16 protein-coding genes are annotated in these 26,954 nt (G+C 68.5%); all 16 read right to left on the bottom strand.

Translation table 11 applies throughout. The annotated features are described in order from the left end of the window. Nucleotides 1-57: 57 nt before the first annotated feature. Nucleotides 58-894 (bottom strand): glycosyltransferase family 2 protein, encoded by an 837-nt coding sequence (locus ACWV8V_RS16505; RefSeq protein ID WP_455900244.1) that lies wholly within the window; start codon nucleotides 892-894, stop codon nucleotides 58-60. Beyond that, complete coding sequence (locus tag ACWV8V_RS16500) at nucleotides 891-1,757, bottom strand: glycosyltransferase family 2 protein (protein WP_455900243.1); 867 nt, start codon at nucleotides 1,755-1,757, stop codon at nucleotides 891-893. Before ACWV8V_RS16500 ends, ACWV8V_RS16505 begins: the two co-directional genes overlap by 4 nt. A 115-nt stretch (nucleotides 1,758-1,872) precedes the next feature. Then, on the bottom strand, nucleotides 1,873-4,071 hold the full coding sequence (gene gspD, locus ACWV8V_RS16495) for a type II secretion system secretin GspD (protein ID WP_455900242.1): 2,199 nt from the start codon (nucleotides 4,069-4,071) through the stop codon (nucleotides 1,873-1,875). A gap of 9 nt (nucleotides 4,072-4,080) precedes the next feature. Next, a complete protein-coding gene (locus tag ACWV8V_RS16490; RefSeq protein WP_455900241.1) occupies nucleotides 4,081-4,869 on the bottom strand; it encodes a hypothetical protein in 789 nt (262 codons plus the stop codon). Beyond that, complete coding sequence (gspM, locus tag ACWV8V_RS16485) at nucleotides 4,859-5,602, bottom strand: type II secretion system protein GspM (RefSeq protein ID WP_455900240.1); 744 nt, start codon at nucleotides 5,600-5,602, stop codon at nucleotides 4,859-4,861. Before gspM ends, ACWV8V_RS16490 begins: the two co-directional genes overlap by 11 nt. Then, nucleotides 5,577-6,725, bottom strand: coding sequence for a PilN domain-containing protein (locus ACWV8V_RS16480; protein ID WP_259261803.1), 1,149 nt, complete (start codon nucleotides 6,723-6,725; stop codon nucleotides 5,577-5,579). Before ACWV8V_RS16480 ends, gspM begins: the two co-directional genes overlap by 26 nt. After that, nucleotides 6,722-7,585, bottom strand: a complete 864-nt coding sequence (locus ACWV8V_RS16475) for a type II secretion system minor pseudopilin (protein WP_259261802.1) — start codon at nucleotides 7,583-7,585, stop codon at nucleotides 6,722-6,724. Before ACWV8V_RS16475 ends, ACWV8V_RS16480 begins: the two co-directional genes overlap by 4 nt. After that, nucleotides 7,582-8,214, bottom strand: a complete 633-nt coding sequence (locus tag ACWV8V_RS16470) for a type II secretion system protein J (protein ID WP_259261897.1) — start codon at nucleotides 8,212-8,214, stop codon at nucleotides 7,582-7,584. The genes ACWV8V_RS16475 and ACWV8V_RS16470 overlap by 4 nt, the downstream gene beginning before the upstream one ends. Nucleotides 8,215-8,216: 2 nt before the next feature. Continuing rightward, nucleotides 8,217-8,633: a type II secretion system protein XpsI gene (gene xpsI, locus ACWV8V_RS16465; protein ID WP_346467322.1), complete on the bottom strand. Its 417-nt coding sequence runs from the start codon at nucleotides 8,631-8,633 to the stop codon at nucleotides 8,217-8,219. After that, nucleotides 8,630-9,049 carry a type II secretion system protein XpsH gene (xpsH, locus tag ACWV8V_RS16460; RefSeq protein ID WP_455900309.1) on the bottom strand — a complete coding sequence of 140 codons (420 nt, stop codon included), beginning with the start codon at nucleotides 9,047-9,049 and terminating at the stop codon, nucleotides 8,630-8,632. Before xpsH ends, xpsI begins: the two co-directional genes overlap by 4 nt. 90 nt (nucleotides 9,050-9,139) lie before the next feature. Beyond that, the gene (gspG, locus tag ACWV8V_RS16455) at nucleotides 9,140-9,571 is read right to left on the bottom strand and encodes a type II secretion system major pseudopilin GspG (RefSeq protein WP_259261800.1); all 432 of its coding nucleotides are present in this window, start codon (nucleotides 9,569-9,571) and stop codon (nucleotides 9,140-9,142) included. Between the two features lie 48 nt (nucleotides 9,572-9,619). Beyond that, entirely contained in the window at nucleotides 9,620-10,840 is a 1,221-nt protein-coding gene (gene xpsF, locus ACWV8V_RS16450; RefSeq protein WP_259261799.1) for a type II secretion system protein XpsF, read from the bottom strand. A gap of 37 nt (nucleotides 10,841-10,877) precedes the next feature. Further along, complete coding sequence (gene gspE, locus ACWV8V_RS16445; RefSeq protein WP_455900239.1) at nucleotides 10,878-12,605, bottom strand: type II secretion system ATPase GspE; 1,728 nt, start codon at nucleotides 12,603-12,605, stop codon at nucleotides 10,878-10,880. A gap of 126 nt (nucleotides 12,606-12,731) precedes the next feature. Then, entirely contained in the window at nucleotides 12,732-14,585 is a 1,854-nt protein-coding gene (locus tag ACWV8V_RS16440; protein ID WP_455900238.1) for a S8 family peptidase, read from the bottom strand. Between the two features lie 157 nt (nucleotides 14,586-14,742). Next, nucleotides 14,743-22,347, bottom strand: coding sequence for an ESPR-type extended signal peptide-containing protein (locus ACWV8V_RS16435; protein ID WP_455900237.1), 7,605 nt, complete (start codon nucleotides 22,345-22,347; stop codon nucleotides 14,743-14,745). A 450-nt stretch (nucleotides 22,348-22,797) separates the two neighbouring features. After that, complete coding sequence (purL, locus tag ACWV8V_RS16430; RefSeq protein WP_455900236.1) at nucleotides 22,798-26,682, bottom strand: phosphoribosylformylglycinamidine synthase; 3,885 nt, start codon at nucleotides 26,680-26,682, stop codon at nucleotides 22,798-22,800. Nucleotides 26,683-26,954 lie beyond the last annotated feature (272 nt).

Raw genomic sequence — 26,954 nt, 5'->3', positions numbered from 1 at the left:
GCGTGGACAGCGTTCACGGCACGTATCGACCCGGTGCCGAAGCGGATGCGCGGCCCTCTACCGGCGGCGGAGCAGCCGCGGGACCTGCACCAGCGCATGCGCCCAGATCGCGCCCCACACGGCGCAGCGCACCGGCCAGGCACGTTGCGGCGCCTCGAACTTCCGGAAGTACCGCCACAGCCCGCGGTGCTTGTGCCACTCCACGAAGAACGGCCGCGAGCGGCTGGAGACGCCGCGTACGTGGGTCACCTGCAGGTCGTTGGCGATGGCGATCACCGCGCCGGCCTCGCGTGCGCGCCTGCACAGATCCAGATCCTCGGCGTGCAGGCGGTAGCCCGCATCCCACCCACCGATCCGGTCGAACAGGGCCCGCGGCATCAGCAGCAGCGCGCCCGACAGGGCCGGCACCACCTGCAGCGGCTGGCGGTGGTCGACCGGGAGGGCCAGTTTCCCGCCCTGCCCGGGGTTGCGCAGCATCGCGGCGAAATCCGGGTCACGGCGACGCACGGCATCGTCCGGGCGACCGCTTTCATCCACCTGCTCGACGCCCAGCAGGCAGTCACCCAGCGGCAGCGCACGTTCGCGCAGTTGGGCCAGGGTCTCCGGGCCGACCATCAGGTCGGGGTTGATGAAGGCCAGCCACGGTGCCTGGCTGTCGGCCACGCCCTGGTTGTTGGCGGCGGCAAAGCCGGGGTTGTCCGGATTGGCGATGAAGCGCACCCGCGGATCGGCGCTGGCATGGCGCTGCACGATCTCCAGGGTGCCGTCGGTGGAATCGTTGTCGACCACGCGGATCTCGGCGATGTCGCGCGCCTCGCGCAGGCGCAGCAGGCAGGCATCCAGCGTGCTGGCGCTCTGGTAGCTGACGATGATGGCGGCGATGGCAGGGCTCAAACGGGGGACTCCGGGGCGGCAATGACAGGCGGCGCGAACAGATCGCCCTGCGCCTTGGGCATTATCGCCTGCCGGTGGTGTTGCTGCAGGTCGTGGCGTGCCTGCTGCAGTGGATCGATCATCAGAAAGCCGGCCAGCCGCGGCGGCCAGGCCGGCCAGCGCGACGCCAACGCCTCCATGTCGCCCTCGCCGGTTACACCTTCGGCCACGCGGGCGACGAAGGCGGTCTCGCACAGGGCGTTGCGCCAGCCGAGGCCGGCCATGCGCAGGCTGAGGTCGATCAGGGCCGCATTCCATGAGGCGTAACTGTGCATGTCCAGCCCACCGGCCTTGCGTCGGGCATTGCCACGCAACAGCACCGCGTGGGTCACCGCAGACGGCAGTTCGGGATGCAATGGCGGCATCGCCGCGCAGGCCTGGGCCAGCGGGGCCAGATCAAGGTCGTCCGGCAGTGGATTGATCTCACCCAGACGCGGCCAGGCGGCCGTCTCACCGGCGTTGCACCACGGCGTGGCCGAGCCGATCGAGGCATCGCGGGCCAGGCAGGCGTCCAGCTGCTGCAACCAACCCGGTGCCGGGATCGCATCCGGGGCGAGCACCACCACATCAGCGCCCGCACAGGCGGTGAGCATTTCGTCCAGATGGGCCACCTCGCCGATCGCGCGGGCGCGGCGGGTGTACTCGGCCTGCAGCGGCGTGTGTGCAAGCCAATGTTCGATCACGGCCTGGGCGCGCGGCCCGGCCTGGCCATCGTCGGCCAGCCAGATCGCGGTGCCCGCTGCGGTGCCGGCATCGAGCGCGGCCAGGCAGCGGTCCAGCGCGGCATCGTCGACCCCGATCGGCAGCAGGATGACCGTGCTCATGCCGACCTCTGCGTGCTGCCGTCTTCGCCGTGTCGCTGTGTCATCGCAGGCTCCCTTGGGCGCGGCCAGCGTAACAAGATCGGCCCCTGCGATGACAGCAGGGGCCTGGCATCGCTCAGCGCTTGCCCTTGCGCTCGGGGAATGGCTCCATCGCACGGAAGCGGCTGCTGTATTCGTCGGTCAGGTTCCGCGACTCCTGCGCGTTGCGCACGATGGTCGGAGTCAGCAGCACGATCACTTCGGAGCGTTCTGACTTCAACGTCTTCCGGCCAAACAGCGCACCGATCACCGGCAGCTTGCTCAGGCCCGGTACGCCACTGGAGCCGTCTTCGCCGGAATCGGTGATCAGGCCGGCGAGCATGATGGTGTCACCGCTCTGCACCGCCGCTTCGGTGGAGATCTTGCGGGTATTGATCGGCGGGTTGCAGGTGGTGCGGGTCGGGTCGCAGCCGCTCGGGATCGCGCCGGCCGAGCTGACCTCCTGCACGATGTCCAGGAACACCACGCCATCGCGGGTGATGCGCGGGCGCACTTTGAGGATCACGCCGGTATCCAGGTACTGGACCTGGCTGTAAGTGTTGTCGCCGCCCACGCCGGTATTGACCGACACCGAGTTGATCGGAATCTGGGTGCCCACGTTGAGGGTGGCTTCGGCGTTGTTGCGCACGAACAGCGAGGGGGTCTGCAGCAGGCGCAGGTTGCTGACCTTGTCCAGCGCACTGACCACTGCGGCGGCGTTCTTGCCGAGGAAGGTCCAGCCGACCCCATCACTGCCAACCGAGCCGGAGATGCTGCCCCAGATCGAACGGCCAAGCGCGCTGGGCAGGTCGATGCCGCTCTCGGTCTTGCCGGTGGCCACGGCCTGCTCGAAGAACCAGTTCACGCCATAGCTGAGATCGCCGGTCAGCGCGACCTCGACGACCTGCGCTTCGATGTGGACCTGCATCGGCATCACGTCGAGCTTTTCGATCACCTCGCGGATCGAGCGCCAGGCCTGCGGGGTCGAGCGCACCAGCAACGTGTTGGTTTCTTCCACCGCCGATACACCGACGGTATCGCCCTGCACTTCCAGGCTGAAGCTGGCGTTGCCGGACTGGCGTTGCGGCAGACTCATCGTGCCTTCGCCCAGCCCACCGCGGCTGCTGCCGTTGCTGCTGCCGGTGTTGGAGAAATTACTGTTGTTGCTGTTGCCATCGCGGCTGCCGATGTCCATCGGCGACGCGCCCGGCGCCAGCGAACTGCTGCCACGACCGCTGCGGCCGTTCTCGTTGGCGAAGGCTTCGGCCAGGCGCTCGGCCAGGTCCTTGGCCTTGACGTAGCGCAGCTCGTAGGAGAACAGCCGCGCGTTGCCACCGGCGGTATCGATGCGGTCCAGCCACTGCTGGATCTGGTCGAGATAGCGCGCCTGCGGGGTAATCACCAGCACCGCGTTGGCATTCTCCAGCGGCAGGAAGCGGAACATGCCGGCACTGGGGGTTTTGCTTTCCTCGCCGAACACCTTCTCCAGATCGGCGGCCACCTGCTCGGCCTTGCCGGACTGGATCGGGAAGACGCCCACGGACATGCCCGAGAGCCAGTCCACATCGAAGATCTCCACCGTGCGCAGGTAGTTCTCCAGTTCGCTGCGGGTACCGCCGAGGGTGATCACGTTGCGGCCGTTGTCGACATTGACGATCGCGTTCGGGCGCGCGTACGGCTCCAGCACTTTCTTCATCTCGGTGGCGGAGATGTACTGCAGCGGCACCACGCGCACTTCAAAGCCGCGCGCATTGGCCGGCGGGGCGGTGCTGGGCGACACGGTGCCCGCCAGCGCCTGATCGGCGGCCACGATGTTGTAGCGGCCTGCGCTGTAGACCATGCGCGCGTTGTTCCAGCCCAGCACCATTTCCAGCAGGTTCAAGGCCTGCGCCGAGGACACCGGCTTGGGCGTGGCCAGGGTCACGGTGCCCTGCACGCCCGGTGCGATCACGTAGTTCTGGCCGAGGAAGTCGCCGAGGATCGCCTTGACCACCGCGTGCACCGATTCGCCTTCGAAGTTGAAGGTCGCATTGCCGGTGGAGGCATTGCCCAGCGACGGCTGCGGCGCGGCGGCAGCGCTGCGGTTGATCATCGTGCCGGTGCCGCGGCGGATCACCGCCTGCGGTGCACCGCTGGTTCCCAGTGGCTCGGCATCGACGCCTGCGTGGGAGCCATCACCGGCGACCACCTGGTGGCTGTCGAGGACCGCATCGCGGCGCACCTCCGGCGCGGGCACGGTGGTGCAGCCCACCAGCAGGGCGACAAGGAAAGACACGGGGAAAAGGCGCAGGGTCATGCTGTCACTCTAAGGGTTGTGGCCGGAGCCGCCCGCGGGCGGTTGCTGCGACTGCTGTTGCTGTTGTTGCTGCAATTGCTGGCGGCGCGCCTGGATGCGCTCGCGGATCGCCTTCATCTGGTCTTCGCTGGGGCCCTGCACGTTCTGCGCGGGAGCCGCCGCAGCCGAGGGCGTAACTGTCTGCGGCGCAGGCGGGGCGGCCGGCGGTGATGGGGGCATGGGTGCCGATGCGCCATTGATCGGGCGCGCACCGGCACCGGCCGGCGGAACGCTCGTGAGCGCTGTGCTGCCCAGCACCGTCGGCGGCTCGCCACCCTGCCCGTTGAACACCGGCAGTTCCAGCGTCTGGGTGCCACCCGGCCCACTGACAGTGGCCCGGCGGGGTTCCAGCGCCAGCAGCTGCCAGCCGTTCACCGCCTCACCGTTCAAGCGCAACCGCAGCGACTGGCGCTGATCGGTGGTCAGGATGGCCATCGCGAAGTCAGGCGTGAGCAGTACGCCGGTCAGCGAGACGCTGCTGGCGGTGCCCTGCTCGGTGCCGCCGAGCAGATACGGGCGCGGCTGACGGTCTTCGGCGAACAGCGGCCGCGTACCGATCTGTGCGTAGGTGCTGGCCGAGGCCATGCGCTCCGGCGCGGCCGGTGCCAGCTGCGGCAACGGCCCGGGCCCGACATCGCCCTCGGTTGCCGGCGCGATACGGCTGCCCAGCCCGGACAGCGTGGCGATCCAGATCGCCAGCGCCCACAGCGCGATGCCCCCCAGCCACCAGGTGCGCAGGCCGGCTGCTTCAAGCTTCATGCTCGACCTCCTCGGCAACATCCGGCGCTGGCGGGGGTTCGGCCGCATCGCTGGGCGGGGCCGCACCTGGTTCAACGTTCTGCCCAGCGTCCTGTCCCGCCGGCAGCAGAACGGGGGATGGCACCGTCGCACCGGGCTCCAGCGCGGCGCCCGGGCGCAGATAGCCGACCAGTTCGAACGACACGTCCAGGCCGGTGCCGGTTTCACTTGGCGATTGCTGGAAGCGCTGCGCCAGCAGATTCAGGTTGTCCACGAACAAGCGCGGCGTACCGGTCTCCAGCGTGTGCAGCACCGCGGCCATTTCCGGCACGCCGCACCGCAGCCGCACCTGCAGGGCCACGCGCGGGAACGCCGGTTCGCGGCTGGCATCAGGCAGCGGCGTGCGGTTGCTGATCGTGCAGCTGCGATTGCCCGGACTGGCCGAGGCCACCGCATCCTGCAGCCGGCTGGACAGCGCGGCGGCGGCCGATTCGGCCGTGGCCTCGCGCAGGAAGCCGGGGCGGCCCTCGAGCGCCGTCTGCACCTCGCTCAGTTGGGTAGCGATCTGGCCGCGCTGCGCCAACTGCGCCTGCACACGCTGCTGGCGCTCCTGCACCGCAGCGATGTCGGCATTGATCGCCAGCAACGGACGGGTCAACCACGGATGCACCAGCAGCAGGTAGGCCACGGCGATCACCGCCAACAGCAGCCCCAGCGCCAGCCAGCGATCACGGCGCGTCGGTTGTGCTGCCATCGGCAACCTCCTTGGCAGGCGGTGTCGCGCCGGGCAGCGGCTGCAGCTCGGCCGTCAGCGTGAAACGGTCGCGGCCGCTGGTCGCCCCATCGGCCTGCAGCACACCGGTCAGGTTGACCTTGCGCCATAGCGGCGAGTCCTGCAGCAGCGGCACCAGTTGCGAGGCTTCGCGGCTGAGCCCGATCAACTGCAGCGTGGTGCCTTCAATCGACATTTTTTCCAGATAGGTGCCATCGGGCAGCAGGCGGGTAAGTTCATTCCAGATCTCCACGGTGCTCGCATGCTCGGCACGCTTGCCCTCCAGGAACGCGGCGCCTTCGACCAGGCTCTGAAGCTGTTGCCGCTCGGCGGCGACCTGGCGTGCGTCACGCGCGGCGGCATCGACCTGCTCACGCAACTGGTCCGCCGCGGCCTGGCGATTGTCGATCAACTGATGGCCGGCCAGCGCAAGCAGCACGATCGCGCCCACGGCCAGGAGCCCGTTCCAGCGCGCCATCGGGTCGCGATACGGCTGCCGTTGCGCGACCGGAAGCAGATTGACGTCCAGCGGCTGGCCATCGGCGTCGACGGCATCCACGCCGGCCACGGCCTGGGCCCATGGCCCGGCCTGCTGTGCCCAGTGCTCCAGTTGCTGGCGCGGGATCACCACCAGTTCCACCTGCAGCTGGCCATCCGGCAACGCGCCGAGATCGCGCACGTCATAGCTGACCTGGCTGGCATCGAAGGGGGTTTGCCGATCGATCTCAAAACCGACCACATCGCGCAGCCGCTCCGCGGCCGCCGCGGGCAGCCGCAGCGGTCGCCGCAACACGCTTCCGGCAGCCAGCAACCAATGCCTCGGCAGGCTGCGCAGACGCGCATCCAACAGGTTGTCCAGCGCGGCCGGCGACACCGGCCAGGGCAGTTCGGCAATCGCCTCGAGCTGTTCACCGGTCTGGCGCTGAACGTGCAGCACCTCACCGTCCCGCTTGAGCAGCAGCCGTGAGCGCGACCAGCCCATCGCCCATTGCCAACGCACCGGCAGCCAGGCCAGCAACGATTGCCGCCACCAGCGCAGGCTGCTGCCCACGCCAGGCGACAAGCGCCCGCGGGCCCGCACCAGACTGTCACGCCATGCCGTCATCTTGCTGCCATTCCCTGTTCCCAGCGAAGTACTGTGTATGCCGTTCCCGGCGTGCCTGCCGCCCCCATCCTCACCACGGCGCGCAGTACCGATATCCGGCCGCGTTCGTCCGTGGCGCGACTCTCGATACTATAGGTGCCACTGCCACCTGCAAGCGCTGCGGCCGGTAATCCCGCGTCATCCGCGGCCGCCGCACGCTCGCGCTCGGCCAGCAGGCGTTCGGCATCCAGCCCCAGCGCGGTCAACACCGGGCCAGCCGCGAAGCGTGGATCGGGCCGCGCCTGGCGGCTGTACAGGGTCAGCATCGGCTCGATCCGCGCATACAGGTCCGCCTCCATGCCCAGCACGCGCTGCAGCTCGCCCATCGTCTCGAAGCGCGCGTTGCGTGCGCCATAGGGCAGGCCGGCCGCGACGTAATCCGGCGTCTCCGCGCCGCCACCGGGCTGTTTGAGGCTGTCGGCGTCGCGCCAATCGACGATGGCACCGGCCAGCTGCTGGGCGTGGTCAGGCGCCTCCCCCATCGCGCGCAGGAATGCGCTGAGCAGGCTAACGTCGGCCAGATTCAGATTGATCTTGCCGTTCTCGTCGAGAATCGTCAGATCGATCCGACGCGTATCAAAGGTCCACCGGTAGCGGCGGCCATCGGCCACCCACGCCGGCTGGCTGGCGCGCGGCTGCAGACGGTGCAGGGCATATTCCAGCCCCGCGCGCGCGTATTCCTGGCCGATGGCATCGTCGCCAATCACCCGCTGCTGCATGTGCTCCACGCGTGCACTCAGCGCAAATGCGCCGATCACCGCGGTGAGCAGCGCGATCAACCACAGCACCAGCACCAGCGCGGCACCGCGCGCGGGCTTCATCGGAGATCTCCGCGCGGCGGCGGCAATGCCGCGATCATCGGCGGCCACGCCGGCCCCTGCAGCGGGATGATCTCGATCGAGACCAGCAGCGGCAGGCGGCGGGTGTCCTCCCAGCGGTCCAGCCATTCGCTCAGCTGGCCGGTGCGCGGATCGGTGCCGCGGTAGCGGAAGCGCACCTCGCGCAGTTGGTCGGCCAGCATCTCCGGCGGTCGTGGCGGATCTTCTTCAATCGCTTCACCGTTCTGCAGCAGGGTCAGTCCGACCTCCAACTGTTCCTGCCCACCCGCACGACGGACCTGCAGCTCATGCGCATACGGCCCGCCGCGGCCGAGGTAGCCGGGCAGATCGGAGACAAACAGCATCCGCTGCGGCTCGCCAATGAAGTACACCGGGTCTCGGGTGGGATCCGGGGGCGAGGTCGCAATGACCAGCGCGGTCGACAGGCGACGGCGCAGAAATCCGTCGACCGCGCGCATGCGTTCGTTCTGGGCGGCCATGCGCTCGCCGCGCTGGCTGATCGCCATGGCCGAGCGCACGGTGGCGAAGGCCAGTGCCAGCCCGCCCACCAGCAGCGCGGTCGCCAGCAGGATCTCGATCAGCGTGAAGCCGCCGGCGCGGCGTGGGCGCAGCGTCATCGCGGTGCGCCCGGTACCGGCGGCAACAAGCGCAGGCTGCGCCACTGCAGCTGCTCGCCGTTGCTTTCGCCCCAGCGCACCTGCAGCGTGATCTGCGCCAGGGTCGGGCCACCAACGTCGGTGGTCACCGGCGCTGTGGTGATACGCGGCTCCGCGTAAGGCTCCACCTGCAGTTGCCAGCGGTACCTGCCCTGCTCCCACTCGCCCTGCGTGCTGCCTTCCTGCAGCGGCGTTTCCACCCCGGTACTGGCCAGCAGCGACTGCGCATACAGCGTGGCCCGGCTGCGCACGTCGGCCTGGCCGACCTGACGGGCCGCACCGGACAGACTGCCCAGCAGCAGGGTCAACGCCAACGCCAGCAGCGCGAACGCGATGATCACCTCCAGCAGCGAATAGCCGCGCTGACGCTTCATCCACCCTCCCGGCGCGGACCGGCACGGACTTCACCGGTGATCCAGCCGACGTGGATCTCCCACACCGCACCGCGGGTGCTCAGCTCGATGCTGCCGCCACTGGCCGCGCCGTCGGCGAAGAAGGCGATGCTGCCCTGCCCCGGCGCGGTGCTGAGCTGGCCCGCACCGCGGAACTGAACGTCCAGCGCGGCCGGAATCTGCCCGTGACGACCATTGGCGGCCTGCCAGGTTCGCGCACGCGGGTCGATGACGAAGCGCTGGGTCTGGCCGGTGGCGATGGCCTGGGTACGTGTGTAGCGCAGCTGGGTAGCGATTTCCTTGCCGGCGTTGCGCAGGCGCATGCCATCGATGCCACCGTTCATCGCGGTGGCGGTCACCACGCCGATGATGGCGATCAGGGCCACCACCAGCAGCATCTCCAGCAGCGACAGACCGCGTGCATGGGTGCCCGTGGGCACGCGATGCGGCGGTCTGCTCGGCACGGGCCACAGCGCTCCCAATGCCGATTACTCGTACCGGATGTCCGCATCGTAACTGCTGCCACCGACCTTGCCATCCTTGCCCAGGCTGATCAGCTCGTACGGCTGGCTTTCGCCCGGCACGCGGTACTCCAACGCATGGCCCCACGGATCATTGAGGTCGGCCGGCTTGGCGTACGGGCCGAGCCAGCCCGCGCTGCCGCTGGGCTGGGTGACCAGATCATCCAGCTTGGCCGGCAGCTTGCCGGTATCGAGCTGGTAGTTGTCGATCTTGCCGGCCATGGTCTGCACCTGCGCCTTGGCGATGTTGGCCTTGCCACGATCGGCACCGCCGAGCACGCGGCTGCCGACCAGGGTCAGCACCGCACCGATCAGCACGATCACGATGATGATCTCCAGCAGGCTCATGCCGGACTGGTGGCGCGCGGAAGAAAAGCGGGTCAGGCGACGGCGTTGCATATGGCAGGCTCCTTGCATCGAATCGTTGGGATAGTCACCAGCGGCCGGTCAGCCGATGGCATTGGTCAGGTCGTACAACGGCACCAGCACGGCCACGATCACCAGGCCGACCACCGAGGCCAGCACCAGGGTGATCACCGGCACCAGCGCCGACAGCAGCCGGTCGATCGCGCGCGCGCTTTCCTGTTCGAACGTATCGGCGGTCTTGAGCAGCATCGTATCCAGCGCGCCGGATTCCTCGCCGACCTGGATCATCTGCAGCGCCAGGCGCGGGAAACGCTTGCCACGCGCCAACGACGCCGACAGGCCGTTGCCGTTCTTGACCTCGTCACTGGCTGCGTCCACATCGGCGGCCAGCGCGCGGTTGCTCAGCACGTTGCGCGCGATGCCCAGGCCGGACAGCAGCGGCACGCCATTGCGCAACAACGTACCCAGGGTGCGGGCCAGACGCGCGGTTTCCAGCTTGGCCAGCAGCGGGCCGATGCCCTTGCGCTGCAGCAGCCAGCCATCCATGGCCAGGCGCGTGGCCGGTTGCCGCAGCCGCCGCTCTACCACCAGCGCGATCACGGCCGGTACCACGATCATGATGATCCAGCCTTCGCGCACGATCAGGCCAGCGGTGAGCACCCACTGGGTGAACCACGGCAGCGCGACATCCAGACTTTCGTACATCAGCGCGAACTGCGGCACCACGTAGCCGAGCAGGAACAGCAGCGCGCCGCCGACCACCGCCAGCAGGATCGCCGGGTAGATCAGCGCATTGATGACGCGCCCTTTCAGCTCAGCGCTGCGCTCCAGGTAATCCGACAGCCGCTGCAGGGTGTCGTGCAGGCTGCCACCGGCTTCACCGGCGCGCACCATGTTGATGTACAGCCGCGAGAACAGCCCGTGCTGGCGCTCCAGCGCGGTGGAGAGCGGCGCGCCGCCGCGCACGATGTCGCGGATGTCGGTGACCACCCGGCGTGTGCGTTCGTCTTCGGGCAGCTCGAGCAGGATGCTCAGCGCGCGGTCCAGCGGCTGCCCCGCGCCGAGCAGCGTAGCTAGTTGCTGGGTGAACTGCACCAGCCCTCCGCCGTCGAACGGCTTCCGGCGCAGCAGCGCCGCCCAGGACGAGGCACCGGCCACGCCCTCGCTGGCCAGTCGCGCTTCCATCGGCATGTGGCCCTGGTCCTGCAGGCGCGCGACCACCTCGGCTTCGCTGGCTGCATCCATCTGGCCATCGAACAGTTCGCCATGGGCGTTGAGCGCCTTGTAGCGGTACTGGGCCATGCTCAGCCGCTCACCGGGTGCCGGCCGCAGGCACGCATCAGGATTCCTCCGTCACGCGCAGCACTTCTTCCAGCGTGGTGTGGCCCTGCAGCGCTTTGGACAGGCCATCCTCATACATGGTGCGCATGCCGGCCGCGCGCGCGATCTGCTCGATCTCGCCCATCCCGGCACGACGCATCACCGCGCTGCGCAGCGCATCGTTCATCACCAGAAACTCGACGATGGTGGTCCGGCCGAGATAGCCGGTCGGCGCGATCGCCGAGGGTTGCGCGCGGTACAGGAAGATCTCGCCCTCCGGCTGCAGCCGGCGCAGGCCGAACTTCTCGATCTCCTCCGGCGAGGCGGGATAGCGCTGTGCATGCTGCGGCTCCAGGCGGCGTACCAGGCGCTGGGCAAGGATGCCGTTGATGGTGGAGGTCAGCAGATAATCCTCCACGCCCATGTCCAGCAGGCGGGTGATGCCACCGGCGGCGTTGTTGGTATGCAGCGTGGAGAGCACCAGGTGGCCGGTGAGTGCGGACTGGATCGCGATGCGCGCGGTTTCCAGATCGCGCATTTCGCCGATCATGATGATGTCCGGATCCTGGCGCACGATGCTGCGCAGCGCATTGGCGAAATCCAGCCCGATCTGCGGCTTGGCCTGGATCTGGTTGATGCCTTCGATCTGGTACTCGACCGGGTCTTCGACGGTGATGATCTTGACGTCGGCGGTGTTGAGCTGGCTCAGTGCGGTGTACAGCGTAGTGGTCTTGCCCGAGCCGGTCGGGCCGGTCACCAGCAGAATGCCGTGCGGCTGCTCGAGCACCTTGCGGAACTGCGGCAGGAACGCATCGGTAAAGCCCAGCCGGTGGAAATCGAACACCACGGTGTCGCGATCAAGCAGACGCATCACTACGCTTTCGCCATGCGCGGTGGGCACCGTGCTCACGCGCAGATCCAGCTCCTTGCCCTGCACGCGCAGCATGATGCGGCCGTCCTGTGGCAGGCGGCGTTCGGCGATGTTGAGCCGCGCCATGATCTTGATGCGGCTGATCACCGCGGCGGTGAGATTGACCGGCGGGCTTTCGCCTTCGATCAGCACACCATCCACGCGGTAACGCACCTTCAGGCGATTCTCGAACGGCTCGATATGGATGTCCGACGCACGCAGTTCCACCGCTCGCTGGATGATGAGATTGACCAGCCGGATGACCGGCGCTTCGGAGGCCAGATCCCGCAGGTGCTCGATGTCGTCAACGGCGGCACCTTCCCCATCGGCAGTTTCGATGATCGCGCCCATCGCGCTGCGGCCCTGGCCGAACCAGCGCTCGATCAGATCATCGATCTCCGAGCGCAGACCCACGTGCAGGCGCACCGGCAGGCCCATCGCCAGCCGCACCGCGTCGGCCGCATACGGATCCTGCGGATCGGACAGCCACAGATCCAGCAGGCCGTCCTGCAGCGCCAGCGGACAGACATGGAATTGTTTGAGGAAACGCAGCGTCAGCGGCAACCCATCAAGCAGCGCTTCGGCCGGCGCTTCCGGCACGGCCTTGGCATCGAGCAACGGCAGGCCGAGCACCTCGGCACAGGTCTGTGCATGGTCACGCTCGGAGACCAGCCCCAGCCGCACCAGCAGACCGAGCAGGCTGCCGCCGGATTCGCGGTGCAGCGGTCGTGCGCGTGCCAGGTCGCTGTCCTTCAGCCGACCTTTCTCCAGCAATACCGCAACAATGCGCGATTCAGCTGTAGATGCTGCAGTGGGATCCTGGGCAACCGCGTTCAAGAATGTTCTCCTGGCAACCCCTGCGACTTTAGCAGTTCGTTGCGATGCTACGCGGTATTGCCCGCGGTCCAGACGTAAAAACGGGAGCCCGTCACATGACGGACTCCCGTTCGCGGTAGTGCTCAGTTACTGGTTGGCAAGAATGCTCACACCGCTGAACGCGGACTCGCCGACCACCTTGATGTAATACGTGCCGGCCACCGGCGCGGTGAAGCGCACGGTTTCACTGTTGCCCGGACGCGAGGACTTGGCATCGAACGCGGTCGCGGTCGGCTCCTTGCCCTGGCTCACGTACACCGACACATTGCCGCTGCCACCGTAGGTGAGCAGGCTCAGCACCTTGCCGGCCTGCGCCTCGAAGCTGTACAGCACTTCGCTGCCACCGGCGCCGCTCAGGCCACCGACGGCGACCTTGTTGGTCAGCGGCGTGGCCACCGGGCCGCAGTTCTCGGTGCACTCTTCTTCCAGCGCCTTGTCGAGGGCGGCCTTGGCATCCACGATGCCGGTGCCGATCGGCGTGGCGGTCGGAATGGTGACCGGGAAGGCCCGTGCCGTCTGCTTGAGCAGGGCTTCCAGCGCACCCGGGGTGAGTGGATCCTTGCCGGCCGCCGCGACCGCGCCCTGCACCAGGGCCGCCACCGCCGCCACATGTGGGGACGCCATCGAGGTACCGGCCATGCCCATGTAGCTGTAGGCACCGGAGGTCGGTGTGGTCAGGCCGTTGTAGCCGGACTGCCACACGTAGCCGCCCGGATTGCCGTCCACGCTGCCACCGCCGCCCGGACCGGACAGGTCCACCGCCGTGCCGAAGTTGGAGTAATAGGCGATGCCACCGGTGATGCGGGTCGCACCGACGGACACCACGTTGGCGCAGCTGGCCGGACGGAAGTTGGCCGCGTTGGAGGCCGAGTTGCCGGCCGCGACCACCACGGTGGTACCGCGCGACACGGCGCCGTTGATGGCGTCCTGGTACAGCGCATCACACGCGCCGCCGCCACCCAGGCTCATGTTGATGACCTCGGCCGGATTGGCGTTGGCCGGGATGCCGGCCACCGTGCCACCGGAGGCCCAGGTGATCGCGTCGGCGATGTCGGACAGATAGCCACCGCACTTGCCGAGGACGCGGACCGGCAGGACGCGCGCCTTGTATGCCACACCGGCCATGCCGACACCGTTGTTGGTCGACTCGGCGATCGTGCCGGCGACGTGGGTACCGTGCCAGGAGCTGTCATCGGCCAGCGAGCCGGCATAGCACTCGTTGTCGTTCTCGACCCAATCGCCGTAATCCAGCGCACCCGGGACCCGCTCATCGGTCGGGCGGCGCGACGTTTCCGCATCGCTGATGAAGTCGTAACCGGCCAGCAGATTGCCGGAGAAATCCGGATGCTGCGGCAGGATGCCGGTATCGAGCACCGCCACCACCACGCCCTCGCCCTGGGCGATATCCCACGCGGCGGGCGCGTTGATGCCGCCGGTGGCGCTGTTCAGATGCCACTGGTACTGCGCGTAGTACGGATCGTTCGGCACCAGCTGCGGGGTCGCGTCGCGCGGGCGCACGTCGGTGCGCTGCAGCTTCACGTCCACTTCGGCGTACTGCACGGAAGGATCGGCCTTGATTTCGGCCAGCACCTTCTGCAGTTCGGCCGGGCTCAACCGGCCCTGCAGGCGGATCAGATCAGCACCGACACCGAGCTTGCGCACGATCTGCGGGTTCACCGCACTGGCACGGCCGGCGGCGGAGCCACCGACACTGGCGCGGGCAACCGCCGACTGCACGGTGGTCAGCTTGGCCGAACGGTCCGTGGCCGCTGCGGTGCCGGCACGGTATTTGACGATGATCCGCTCTGCGCCCTGGGCGGAGGCTGGTTGGCGCACCGGTTCCTTGGCCGGCAGACCGGCTGCATAGGCGCTGGCGCCTGCGGACAACGACAGCACGGCGGCTGCCAGCACATTGATGCGAAGGTTCTGCTTACTGGTCACGTTGACGTCCTCTTCAAGGTCATGGATCAAACGACTGTTCAGGCCAACACTCCATGCGAGCTCCCTGGCCGGCCCTGGCCAGGGTTCCCGTGACCCGCCCCCTCAGGCCTTGCATTGCGTTGCAGCGGGGCCGCGCACGGCCCCGCGTTGGAACGGCTTACCAGCCAAAGCCGGCGCCCACGCCGACCGAGCTGTCATCACTGCTGAAGGCACCGCCCAGGGTCACCGTGGCGCGCTCGCTGAGGGCGCGCTGGTAGCCCAGCGAGAGCGCCGATTCGCCGCCCTGGAAGCCGACGCCGACACCGACGCGGTTCTGGGTACGCACGCCGGCGGCACTGGTGGCCATGTTGAGCATGGCCGCGCTCATCGCGCCCTGGCGATCAATGCGACGGTCCTGGTGACGCAGGCGCTGATCGATCTCGCCCTTGTAGATGTCGAAGCTGTCGGCCATCGAGGTGAAGCGCTGGTCGGTGTAGCTGTTGGCGGTCGCGATGCCGCCATCCAGCTGGCCCTTGTTGACCGCATCGGTGGCCTGCGTACCGGCGGCGACGTTGGCGACCTGCCGCTCGTTGCCGGCACTGCCGACCGAGACCGTGTCGGCGCGGTCGGCGACCGAGCCCTGGCCCAGCGCGACCGAGTTGGCGGCTGACGCGGTGGCGCCCTGGCCGATCGCTGTGGCCGATGCGCCGCTGGCTACCGCACCGTCCCCCATCACCACCGCATTGACGGCGGCAGGTGCGGCAGTCGGCACGTTGATCGGCTGACTGCTGCCGACACTCGCAGCGGTCGGCGCCCCTTGCACGCTGGCGACGGCGGTGTCGCTGGCGGCAGTGACGACGCTGGCCTCCGGCGCAGCACCGGTGTCCGATGCTGCGCTGGTGTCCGCTGCCACCCTGGCGGTCGACAGCGACGCCGTGCGTGCACGCGCACTGCTGCTGCCGCCAGCAACCCGCTGATCGAGATCGCTGACCTTGCGGTCCAGTGCGCCAAGTGCATCGCCGACATTGCTGTACGTCGCGCCCTGGATTACATAGTTCGGCGCCACGAACACACCCTGCATGCCCACGCTGGCGCCGCCGCCGAGGAAGGTGGCGACATCGGTCAGCGATTGGAACAGCTGGCCACCGTTGATCGCCTGGCGGCTGCCGGAGGCGATGGAACCGCTGCCGACATTGTCCAGTGTGGTGCCCTGCAGCCCGGACAGGGTCAGCGTGTCGCGGCTGCTGTCGTCGTAGGTCAGCGCATTGGCGGTGACGTTCTCGACCGAGCCGATACGGGAATCGAACTCACCGACCTGGGTTTCCACTGCCCCCACACGCTGGTTGGTGGTGTTGAGCTGGCCGCCGGTCACCGCGTCGGTGCTGCCCGCGGCAACACGGCCGGCCCCGACGTTGACGATGCGGCGCGTGGCCGGACCGTCGGTGCCATTGCCACCGCCGACCGACACCACATTGGCTTCGACCGCGCGCGAGCCGGCACCCAGCGCCACCGCGTTGGCACCGGAGACACCCGCCGCCGAACCGATCGCGATGCTGTTGGCCCCGTTGCTGGCGAATGCACCGTTGCCGATCGCCACACCGTTGGTAGCGTTGGTCGAGGCCTGGCGCCCCAGCACGGTGCTGTTGGCACCGCGTGCCGAGGCATCGGCGCCGACGGCCGTGGCCCCGGTCGCCGAGGCGACGGCTGCGGTACCCAGCGCACTGCTGCGGGTGGCACTGGCGGTGGCACCGGAACCGGCGGCGAGGGCATCGCTGCCGCTTGCCGTGGCCACGCCGCTGCCGCTGGCCTGGAAGTGCTTGCCCACTGCATCGGCGGTGGCCGCGACCGAATCGAGCTGCGACTTGGTCACCGCGTCACTGGCATTGACCGCATCGCCCACATTGGTGATCCGGCGCGTCGCCGGGCCGGTGGTGCCGTTGCCGCCACCGACCGAGACCACATTGGCCTCGCTGGTGCGGGCACCGGCGCCGAGCGCGACGCTGCCTGCGCCACTGGCGGACGAGCTGGTGCCCAAGGCCGTGGCATTGATGCCGCTGTAGGCGTAGCTGTCCTGGCCGATGGCCGTCGCACCCTGCGAGGTCGCCCATGCCAGCTGCCCTACCGCAGTGGTGCGTGCAGCGGTGGCCCAGGCATTGGAACCGGCCGCCACGCTGTTGTCGCCACTGGCCTGCGATGCGTAGCCGATCGCATTGGCGTAGCTGCCCGACGCGGCACTGCCCCAGCCCAGTGCGGAGGCGTAATCACCACTGGCTTCGGCCCCGTAGCCCAGCGCCGTGGTGCGTACCCCACTGGCCGCGCTGAAGGTACCGACGGCGGTGCTGTAGTCACTGCCGGCCTCGGCGCTGTAGCCGAAGGCCGAGGACTGCAGTCCTGCCGAAGTGGCACCGGCGCCGGTGGCGGTGCTGAAGCTGCCCTCGGCCTGTGCGCCGGCGCCCAGTGCAGTGGCGCCCACGCCATTGGCGCTGGTGGCCTGGTCGAGCAGGACGTTGCCGTTGTCGTCTTCGTAGTACAGCGCACCGCCGATCGCAGTCGCCGAATCGGCCGTTGCCGACGCATTGAAGCCCGACGCAGACGCATTGCGGCCGGAGGCCAGCGCGCCGCTGCCATAGGCCGATGCGCCGGTACCGAACGCGTTGGCGGCCTCACCCGCGGCGGTGGCATACGGACCGTCGACGTAGCTGCCGACGTCATCGCCAGTACCGCTGCCCGACGCCTGGAAGAAGCGACTGGTGGTTTCAGCCACATCGGCGACCGCATTGAGCTGATCGACATTCACCGCATCCGTGCCTTCGGTACCGGCGGCGACGTTGGTGATCTGGCGTTGGGCGGTGGCCGTGCCGACCGAGACGGAATTGTCACGGTCGGCGACCGACCCGGCACCCAGTGCGACGCTGTTCACGCCTTCTGCGCTGGCACTGGCGCCCAGTGCGGTGGCATTGCCTGCATCGGCCCACGAGTTCCAGCCGATCGCGGTGGCGTAGTCATCGGTCGCCCAGGCGCCTGCACCGAAGGCCGATGCCCCCGTACCCGAGGCGCGCGACGGCAGCAGACCGAAGAAGGTCGTGCCACCGATCGCCACGCTCTCATCGCCGGTGGCTTCGGAGTATTCACCGACCGCCACCGCCCCCGAGCCGGACGCGGTGGATGCTGCACCCACCGCGACGGCGTAGGCGTTGGAGGCAACCGCGCCGTAGCCCAGCGCGGAGGACAGCTGGCCCGTCGCCTCGCTGTAGCTGCCGAAGGCCGATGCACCGGCTTCGGACGCACTGGCGCGGAAGCCATTGGCGGTCGTCTGCTGGCCCGCTGCGGTGGCCTGGCTGCCGGTGGCCGTGGCGTAGGCCCCTGCGGCCTGCGCGCCGGCACCCGTGGCGCTGGCACCGATCTCGCTGGCGCTGGCGCCGTTGCCGACGGCCACGCTGTCTTCGCCGGTCGCCTGCGCATCGCTGCCCAGTGCTGCGGCCCCCTCAGCGCTTGCCAGCGCATTGAAGCCCACGGCTGTCGCGTTGTCGGCAACGGCAGTGGCGCCGCTGCCCAGCGCACTGGCGCCGTTGCCGATGGCATTGGAAGCCTCACCAGCAGCCAGCGCATTGTCGCCCTCCACGTAGGCACCGGCGTCGCTGTCATCGCTGCCGCTGGCCTGGAAGTACTTGCTGGTCGTCGCGGCCGCATCGGCTACTGCATTCAACTGATTCACGTTCACCGCATCGGTGCCGTCGGTGCCGGCCGCGACGTTGGTGATCTGGCGCTGCGCATCGGCACTGCCCACCGACACGCTGTCATCGCGATCGGCGATCGAGTCCGCACCGAGCGCCACGCTGTTCGCACCGCTGGACGTGGCCGCATTGCCGAGCGCGGTGCTGTTCACGCCCGGTGACCATGCACCGCCGCCAACGGCCGTGGAGTAATTGCCCGATGCTTCAGTAGGCAGCAGGCCGAACAGCGCACCACCGACGGCCACGCTGTTGGTACCGCTGGCCAGGCTGCCCTGGCCGGTGGCGGTGCTGTACGCACCGGACGCTTCGGCATCACCGCCGAGCGCCACGCTGTTGGAGCCGGTCGCCTGCGCGAAGCTGCCCAACGCGGTCGCGTTGAAGGCCGAGGCCACCGCATAACCGCCGATCGCGGTGGTGTAGCTGGCCGTCGCTTCGGAGGCGAAGCCGTAACCAGCCGAGAGGGTGCCGCTGACCACGCTTTCGGCACCGACGGCCGTCGCACCATCACCGCTGGCGCTGCTGAAGTAACCCAAGGCCACCGACTCCTCACCGGCCGCATCGGACAGCGCGCCACCGGCCAGGCTGCCGGCACCGGAGGCAACGCTGGCCGCACCGGTCGCGGTGCTCTGCTCGCCGGAAGCCAGGCTTTCCGCACCGCTTGCCGTCGCGTACTCGGCGGTCGCCTGTGCGTTGGCGCCCGTAGCGCTTGCGTTGGCACCGCTGGCGACGGCATTGAAGCCGACGGCACTGGCGTTGTCGGCCAAGGCAAAGGCGCCGCTGCCGATCGCCGATGCACCGGTGCCGGCTGCGAAGCTGCTCGAACCGACCGCAGTGGCGTAATCGCCGTCGGTCGCCGCGTTTGCACCGGCGGCCACACTCTCCTCGCCACCTGCGACGGCAACACCGTCACCGCTGGCCTGGAACTGGTCCGTCGCGGCGGTCAGCTGGTCCAGATTGACGGCATCGCTGCCCTCGGTCCCGGCGGCAACCTGGGTGATCTGGCGCTGCCGGCCATCGTTGCCGACCGAGACGGTGTAGGCACGGTCGGCGACCGAACCCGCGCCGAGCGCCACGGTATTGGACGCACTGGCATTGCTGCCCGCACCGATACCGATCGCGCTTTCACCGCCGGCCACCACGTTGGTGCCGATGGCGATGCTGTTGATGCTGTTGCCGAGCGCCTGGAAGCCGACGGCGACGCTGTTGTCGCCGTAGCCGAAGGCACCGCGGCCAAGCGCGGTGGAACTGCTGCCGCGTGCCCAGCTGTTGTAGCCGATCGAGGTGGACCCGGTACCGCTGGCCCACGCTGACTGACCCACCGCCGTGGCGTTGGCCTCGGTGGCCCACGCACTGGAACCGAAGGCGGTGGCGCCATCCGCGGTGGCCCACGCATATGCGCCGGTTGCGGTGGTTTCTTCACCGCTGGCGAAGGCGTTGTCGCCCTGCGCCACACTGTAATCGCCGGTGGCGCGTGCCTTGTAGCCACTGGCCAGGCTGTTGCTGCCGGTGGCCTGCGCGCCACTGCCGAACGCATTGCTGGTCGTGCCGGTGGCCTGTGCACCGGCACCGACCGCCACGCTGTCCGGCGCCGCGGTGGCACCGATCAGGATCGCATTGCCCTGGTCATCGATCAGCGGCTGGTTGTATTCGTCATACGCCTGGCCGAGGCCACCAATGGCGACACTGCCGTTGCCGGTGGCGCTGCTGTTGCGGCCCAAGGCCACCGTGTCGTCGCCGACCGCGGTTGCACCACCGCCCACAGCGGTGGCACCGGCGCCCAGTGCATTGCTGGCTTCACCCGCTGCCAATGCATCCTCGCCCTCGGCGAAGGCACCGACCGCACCGCTGGCCGCACCGTTCGCCTTGAACTGCGCCGAGGTCGCCGAGGCCGAGGTCGCAACCGCATCAAGCTGCGCCTTGTTGACCGCGTCCGTGGCTTCGGTACCGGCCGCGACGCTGGTGATCTGGCGCTCGTTGCCGACGTCACCCACCGAGACCGTGTTGGCACGGGTAGCGGTGGAATTGGCGCCCAGGGCGACACTGTTGGCGCCGCGTGCGGTGCTGTAGAAACCGACCGCCGTGCTCAGCTCACCGCTGGCCCAGGTTTCCGCACCGAGTGCGGTAGCACCTTCGCCCGGGGCGTAGGCGAAGTAGCCCACGGCCGTGGCTTCCGTGCCGGAAGCTTCGCTCAACGTGCCGTTGGCCACGGCGTAATCGCCACTGGCGATCGCGCCGGCACCGACCGCCGTGGCTGCTTCGCCACTGGCCTGGGTCTGCACGAAGAAGCCCAGCCCCGGCAGCAGATCCGCCGGACCGCCGATGGCGGTACTGCTGTTACCGGTCGCCACGCTCTGCGTACCGACCGCCGTGGCGTAGTCGCCGGTGGCATTGGAGACCGCGCCGAATGCCGACGCCTGTGCACCTGAGGCATACGCACCCACACCGTACGACGACGACGCGAAGCCTGCGGCTTCCGCACTCGCGCCCACTGCCGTGCCACCGACGCCGGCGCTGGTTGCACCGGTATCGACCGGCACACCGCCGTTGGTGATCAGCGGGTTGCCATCGGCATCCACCGCGGCCCCGCCCACGGCCACGCTGCCCGGGCCGTTGGCCTGCGCGTTGGTGCCGAAGGCGGCGCTGTTCTGACCGGTAGCGCTGGCGTTGTAGCCGACGGCCGTCGCGTTCTGCGCAGTGACCGTGGCGCCGCTGCCGAGCGCGGTCGCGCCGTCGGCCAGCGCGTTGGACGCCTCGCCGATCGCGGTCGCGTTATCGCCTGCCGCAAGCGCACCGGCATCGCTGTCGCTGCTGCCGGTGGCCTGGAAATACGTGTCCGTGTTGGCGGCAACCGCGCCAACCGCGTCGAGCTGGGCCTTGTTCACCGCATCGCTGTCTTCGGTGCCATCGGCAAGATTGGTGATCTGGCGACGCAGGCCGTTCTCGGCATTGCCGACCGACACGGTATCGACCCGGTCGGCGTAGGAGCCGGCGCCGAGCGCCACGCTGCCCACCGCGACGGCCGCAGAATTCGCGCCGAGCGTTGCGCTGAAATCCGCCACCGCAACGCTGAAGGCGCCGACTGCCACGGAGGCCTCACCGGCACTGGCCGCACCACGGCCCAGCGAGGTGCTGCCCGGCCCGATGGCCAGTGCGCCACCGCCGATCGCGGTCGCGCCATCGGCGCTGGCTTCGGCCAGACCACCGATCGCCGTTGCCGCACCGTTCTCACTGGCCGCTACCGCTGATGCACCCAGGGCGACATCGCCCAGACCAAATGCCGCCGCGCTCTGGCCGAGCGCGATGCTGGCATCACCGAAGGCCATGCTGCCCTGGCCGAACGAACTTGCACCGAGGCCAACCGCGAGTGCCTGGTTGCCAACGGCAGTGGTGGCATTGCCGATCGCCTGGCTGCTGTTGCCCAGGGCCGTTGCGCCGTCGCCATCGGCGTTGGCGCTGGAACCTGCGGCCAGTGCACCCTCGCCATCGATCGTCGCCGCATCGGCGCCGGTGCCGTCACCATCGGCCTTGAAATAGCGGGTCGCGCCTTCGGCGGCGACCGCCACCTTGTCCAGCTGCGCCTTGTTCACCGCATCCGTAGCGGCGGTGCCGGCGGCGACGTTGGTGACCTGGCGCTCCTTGCCGGCATCACCCACCGACACGGTGTTGGCGCGGTTGGCTTTGGAGCCGGCGCCGAGCGCCACGCTGTTGGTGCCGGAGGCGGTGCTGTTGCTGCCGATCGCGACCGCGTTGGTGCCCGAGGCCGTGGCGTTGCCATCGACCACGCAGCTGTCGATGACCTTGCTGTTCAGGACCACGCAGTTCGCATTCCCACCCACTTCCACCGACTGCGCGTGCGCTGTCTGCGTGGCGCCTGCCACGCCCAATCCCAGCGTCAACGCGATGGCGGCCGAGAGCAGTGCGGTGTTGCGTCCGCCAGCGGTTCGGCGTTGATCGATGACGACACCCGAGGACTGGCTGCTGGCCAATTCCGAGGCGACGACCATCTGCCCCAGTGCTTTGTTCCAGACCTTGCGATAAATCCGATTCATCGATGCGGCTCCTGATTAGGCTGGTTTTAGGCAAAGCGACGCCAACGCCGGACCGCGTGGTCCAACGTCCCCTGGGGGCGTTTTTTCGCTTGATTTACTGCGTTGTGCGCAATGGCTGGCAGATACCTACAGCGTGCTCGCCATCCATGCGGTTACTGTGGAACTGAACGCTGTCGAAATGAGGATGCAGTGTTAACGTACAGGTTCAATGACGTCAAGACTTTGACGTTGATTTTCATATGACCGTGTCACTCGTCACAAAACCGCCGCGTTATTGCGCCTTTTTGTTAGCTGCATGTGAGCAAACGATATAGCGGATTTTCACGTTGTAACGCCGTGTAACTCATTGCTCCCGATCAGTTTGTGCACCGCATAAAAGAAAACCGCCGGACAGGCCGGCGGTTTCTTCACGCGATTTTCACCGCGCCGATTTCGATGCGGTGCGCAGTATCAGCCGCACCATACTCTTGCGTTGCGGAACATCCGCAGCCACGGCGAATCGCCGTTCCAATCGTCCGGATGCCAGCTGTGGTTGATCGCACGCGGGGTACGTTCCGGGTGCGGCATCATGATCGTGGTGCGGCCATCGGTGGTGGTCAGGCCGGTGATGCCATCGGGCGAGCCGTTGGGATTCAGCGGGTACTGGCTGGCCACGTTGCCATCGCCATCGATGTAACGCAGCGACACGCGCGCCGCAGCCTGATCGACCGCCGTGGCGAACACCGCCTGGCCTTCGCCATGCGCCACCGCGACCGGCAGGCGCGAGCCGGCCATGCCACGCAGCAGGATCGACGGCGATTCCACGACTTCCAGCAGCGCGGTGCGCGCTTCGAACTGCTCGCTGCGGTTGCGACGGAACTGCGGCCAGTGCTCGGCACCGGGGATGATGTCCTTGAGCTGGCTCATCATCTGGCAGCCGTTGCACACGCCCAAGGCGAAGCTGTCTTCGCGGGCAAAGAACGCGGCGAAGGCATCCCGCAGCGCGCTGCGCTCCAGCACCGAGGTGGCCCAGCCGCGGCCGGCACCGAGCACGTCGCCGTAGCTGAAGCCGCCACAGGCCACCAGACCGGTGAAATCGGTCAGTGCGACACGGCCTTCGATCAGATCACTCATGTGCACGTCGAACGAACTGAAGCCGGCACGTTCGAAGATGTTCGCCATTTCGATCTGGCCGTTGACGCCCTGCTCGCGCAGCACCGCCACGCGCGGACGCGCGCCGGTGTTGATGAAAGGCATCGCCACGTCTTCGTTGATATCGAAGGTCAGCTTGGGCTTCAGGCCCGGCGCGTTGAAGTTGCGCGCGATCGCACGCTCCTGGTCGGCGTTGTCCGGGTTGTCGCGCAGCTTCTGCATGGCATGGGTGACCGACCACCAGGCATCGAACAGCGCTTCCCAGCGCCACTCGACCAGGCTTTCGCCCTGCAGCGAGACACGCACCACCGGGGCGGTGGTCGGACGCGCGATGCGCTGCGCGCATTCGGTCAGTGCATGACGTTCGACCAGATCGGCGAACGCGGCGCGGTCTTCCTTGGCGATCTGCACCACCGCACCCAGCTCTTCATTGAACAGGCTGCGGAACGGATCATCGCCCCAGGCATCCAGCGTGATGTCCAGGCCCAGGCGCGAGGCGAAGGCCATTTCGCACAGCGCGGCGAACGCACCGCCATCGCTGCGGTCGTGGTAGGCCAACAGCAGGCCAGACTGCCGCGCATCGCGGATCAGTTCGAAGAAAGCGCGCAGGCGCTGGGCATCGTCCAGATCCGGCACGGCACCGGCGAAGGCCGGCAGCGCGGAATGGTCGGCGTGCACCTGGGCCAGGATCGAGCCGCCCAGGCGCTGCTTGCCGGCGCCCAGGCCGATCAGCCACAACTCGCTGTCCGCGTCACGGTCCAGCAGCGGGGTCAGCTGGCCGCTCGCATCGGCCACCGGCGCGAACGCCGAGATCACCAGCGACACCGGCGACACCGACTTGTGCGCCTGGCCGTTGTCCTGCCACTGCGCCTGCATGGAGAGCGAGTCCTTGCCGACCGGAATGCTCAGGTCCAGTTGCGGGCACAGCTCCATGCCGACCGCACGCACCGCGTCATACAGCAGCGCGTCTTCGCCGTGATGGCCAGCCGCGGCCATCCAGTTGGCAGACAGCTTCACCGTTTCCAGTGCATCCACCGGCGCCGCACAGAGGTTGGTGATCGCTTCACCGACCGCCATGCGCGCCGACGCGGCGGCATCCAGCAGCGCCAGCGGGGTGCGCTCGCCGATCGACATCGCTTCACCGGCGACGGTGTCGAACCCGGCCAGGGTGATGGCGACGTTGGCCAGCGGCAGCTGCCACGGTCCGATCATCTGTTCGCGTGCGGTCAGGCCACCGACGCTGCGGTCACCGATGGTGACCAGGAAGTTCTTCGAGGCCACCGAGGGATGGGCCAGCACGCGCAGACCGGCTTCATGCAGGTCCAGCCCGGCGGTCTTCAGCGCCGGCCAGCGCGGTGCCGCCGGGTGCACGGTGTCGCGGTGCATCTTCGGCGCCTTGCCGAACAGCACGTCCATCGGCAGATCGATCGGGGCATCCACCGGGGTATTGCCCACGGTGGCGCCGTACGCCACGACGAGCCGCTCTTCAGCGGTGGCGACACCAACGGCGGCGAACGGGCAACGTTCGCGCGCGCACAGCGCGGCGAACTCGGCCAGGCGTGCCTGCGGCACACCGAGCACGTAGCGTTCCTGCGATTCGTTGCACCACAGCTGCATCGGCGACAGCGACGGGTCATCGGCGGGCACCTTGCCCAGATCGATCACACCGCCGACGCCGGAGTCATGCAGCAACTCGGGAATCGCGTTGGACAGGCCACCGGCGCCCACGTCATGGAACCAGCGGATCGGGTTGTCCAGACCGAGCGCGACGCAGCGGTCGATCACTTCCTGGCAGCGACGCTCCATTTCCGGGTTGTCGCGCTGCACGCTGGCGAAATCGAGGTCTTCGGCGCTCTCACCGGAGGCCACCGAACTGGCAGCACCGCCGCCGAGACCGATCAGCATCGCCGGGCCACCCAGCACGATCACCGCATCGCCGGGCTGCAGGCGCAGCTTCTCGACCTGGTTCTGGTCGATCGCGCCGAGGCCACCGGCCAGCATGATCGGCTTGTCGTAGGCGCGGGTCAGGCCCTCGCCTTCGGGCAGTTCGAAGCTGCGGAAGTAGCCGAGCAGGTTCGGGCGGCCGAACTCGTTGTTGAACGCGGCGCCGCCGAGCGGACCGTCCAGCATGATGTCCAGCGCCGGGGCCATGCGCGGGTTCAGCGCGCGCGGCGCTTCCCACGGCTGCGGCAGGGTCGGGATGCGCAGGTGCGAGACCGAGAAACCGGTCAGGCCGGCCTTGGGCTTGCCGCCGCGGCCGGTCGCGCCTTCATCGCGGATCTCACCGCCCGCACCGGTGGCCGCACCCGGGAACGGGGCGATCGCGGTCGGGTGGTTGTGCGTTTCCACCTTGATGCAGAACGCCGAATCGACCACGGCCTCGCTGCGGTACTGGCCGGTGGCCGGATCCGGGCGATAGCGCGCGGCCGGGAAGCCGGCCACCACCGCGGCGTTGTCGCTGTAGGCGCTCAACGTGTGCTGCGGGGTCTGCTGGTGGGTGTTCTTGATCATCCGGAACAGCGAGTGCGACTGGTCGGCACCGTCGATGGTCCAGCTGGCATTGAAGATCTTGTGGCGGCAGTGCTCGGAGTTGGCCTGCGCGAACATCATCAGTTCCACGTCCGACGGCTTGCGGCCCAGTTCGCCGAAGCGCTGGCGCAGGTAGTCGATCTCATCCTGGGCCATGGCCAGGCCGAGGCGGCTGTTGGCTGCTTCCAGATCCTCCAGGGCGATCCGTTCCAGCTCACCGCGCGCCGGGGCGCTGAACAGCGCCTGCGCCTGGGCGGTCTCGGCCAGCACGGACTGGGTCATCGGGTCGTGCAGCGCGCGGATCACCGCTTCCTGCGCGGCGGCGTCGGCCGGCCAGCCAGCCAGATCGATGCGCAGGCCACGTTCGACCCGGCGGATCGGTTGCCCGGCACCCCGGACCAGCTCGGTGGCCTTGCTCGACCACGGCGACAGCGTGCCCAACCGCGGCACCACGAAGCGCGAGACCGCCCCGTCCTCACGCCCGGCCAGGGTCGGCTGGGCTTCCAGGATCCGGCTCAGGATCACCGGGTCCGGGGCCGCATCGCCCTCGGTCTGGATGAAGTAGACATGCCAGGCACCGGTGATGCGCAGATCGGCGGCCAGGGACTGCAGGCGGGATTCAAGACGTTCGCGGCGGAACGGCGAAAGGGCGGATGCGCCCTCGAGGACCATCATGTCCGGGGAACCGTGGTTGGGAACGGGGCCCACTATTGTACCCAAGTCGGCCGCCGCGGCCCGGCCCAGGGGATCGGCCTGCCTGGAAGGCGGCAAGGCGTGTTCACACCCGAACCATGCGCTGGTTCACGGATTGCGTGCGGATTACATGACAACGTTATCACCACCTGGCCCAGCGCCCGGTGCTGTCCGTCCCCCATGTCGTTGCCGGCCTCTCTCACCGGCGCCCGGACCTGCTGCACGCATGCCGCCATCCCGGCGGCATGCGCCCA

It is taken from the genome of Stenotrophomonas sp. Ker107b (genome assembly GCF_053847245.1).
This window is presented reverse-complemented; position numbering and strand designations above follow the sequence as displayed.